The organism is Vibrio sp. 2132-1 (assembly GCF_033344315.1).
On the sequence record NZ_JAWPON010000161.1, the window covers coordinates 1 to 900 of the forward strand.

A 900-nucleotide genomic window follows, 5' to 3' on the forward strand; every position below is an offset into this window, starting at 1 on the left:
CCCAGTGTTTTTCTGATCTGAATCAGCGTCTTGGCACCCGGCTTTCGGTCGGGAGTCACCGTAAAGTGTCCTAGATTATTTAACTGGTAACGCTCTTCAAAATAACCGTACGCATCATGGAAAACGAAGTATCCTTGGTTCTTCACTGGTGCTAACTGCTGCTCTATTTCCTTATCTTTAGCCGCAAGCTGTTCTTCAAATTTAACAAGATTGTTGCTGTACATTTTCGCATTAGCTGGATCGATTTCCGCCAATTTGTTCACAACAGCTTGGGCGACCTGTTTAACCGGTTTAATACCCAACCAAAAGTGCGGGTCGTGGCTACCGTGGTCATGACCGTCGTGATCATGCGAATGCTCACTATCAAACTCACGAAGCGCTAGATTTGGTATTTCGCTTAGCGTCAGTGTACTAGATCTATTTGATACGACTTTTTCAAGAAACGGTTCCAAATCATGACCATACCAAATCACCAAATCCGCAGACGCGACTTTTTTTACATCAGAAGGTCGCAGCGAATAATCGTGTGGTGATGCGTTTGACTGAACTAGCACTTCAGGAGTCGTGACGCCTTCCGTCAGTTCAGTCACCATCAGTTGGATCGGTTTAATGCTTGTAAGTACTGTTATCGCCTGCGCTGGCAAGGTTAACATTGCTGAAGCAGCAAGAATTAAAGCTCTTTTCATAGTTTTACTTGGGATATGGCGTAGAAAGTGCGATAATGTTACATTATAACATTATAGTTTTGCAAATGAGTTTCATTCATGTCTTCATTAGTCAGTCTTGAACGATTGTGCGTCGAGTTCGATGATCTCAGATTTCTTGATAACATCAGCATGTAATTAGAAAAGGGCAAAATCACAACCCTAATCGGTCCCAACGGAGCGGGAAAATCCACGT

Annotated in this window: 1 protein-coding gene; it reads right to left on the reverse strand. The window is 43.2% G+C overall.

What is annotated here, in order from left to right:
• On the reverse strand, positions 1–686 hold a 686-nt coding region (locus tag R8N47_RS24140; RefSeq protein WP_318185970.1), incomplete at its 3' end, for a zinc ABC transporter substrate-binding protein.
• Between the last annotated feature and the right edge of the window lie 214 nt (positions 687–900).